This window comes from Cohnella yongneupensis, from assembly GCF_042655785.1.
Lineage (GTDB): Bacteria > Bacillota > Bacilli > Paenibacillales > Paenibacillaceae > Cohnella > Cohnella yongneupensis.
Map to the genome: position 1 here is coordinate 1 of NZ_JBHSNC010000066.1, position 629 is coordinate 629.

Annotated in this window: 1 rRNA gene; it reads right to left on the reverse strand. The window is 56.0% G+C overall.

Annotated elements, in window-relative coordinates:
• Positions 1 to 629, reverse strand: a 23S ribosomal RNA gene (locus ACFPQ4_RS24720); the annotation flags it as partial.

Consider the following 629-nt stretch of genomic DNA (forward strand, 5'->3'; position numbering starts at 1 on the left):
CGGGCCTATCAACCTCGTGTTCTTCAAGGGGTCTTACGAATTGGGAAATCTCATCTTGAGGCAGGCTTCGCGCTTAGATGCTTTCAGCGCTTATCCCTTCCGCACTTGGCTACCCAGCGATGCTCCTGGCGGAACAACTGGTACACCAGCGGTGCGTCCATCCCGGTCCTCTCGTACTAAGGACAGCCCCTCTCAAATTTCCTACGCCCGCGACAGATAGGGACCGAACTGTCTCACGACGTTCTGAACCCAGCTCGCGTACCGCTTTAATGGGCGAACAGCCCAACCCTTGGGACCTACTTCAGCCCCAGGATGCGATGAGCCGACATCGAGGTGCCAAACCTCCCCGTCGATGTGGACTCTTGGGGGAGATAAGCCTGTTATCCCCAGGGTAGCTTTTATCCGTTGAGCGATGGCCCTTCCATTCGGTACCACCGGATCACTAAGCCCGACTTTCGTCCCTGCTCGACTTGTAGGTCTCGCAGTCAAGCTCCCTTATGCCTTTGCACTCTACGAATGATTTCCAACCATTCTGAGGGAACCTTAGGGCGCCTCCGTTACGCTTTAGGAGGCGACCGCCCCAGTCAAACTGTCCACCTGACACGGTCCTTCTACCAGTTTCATGGTAG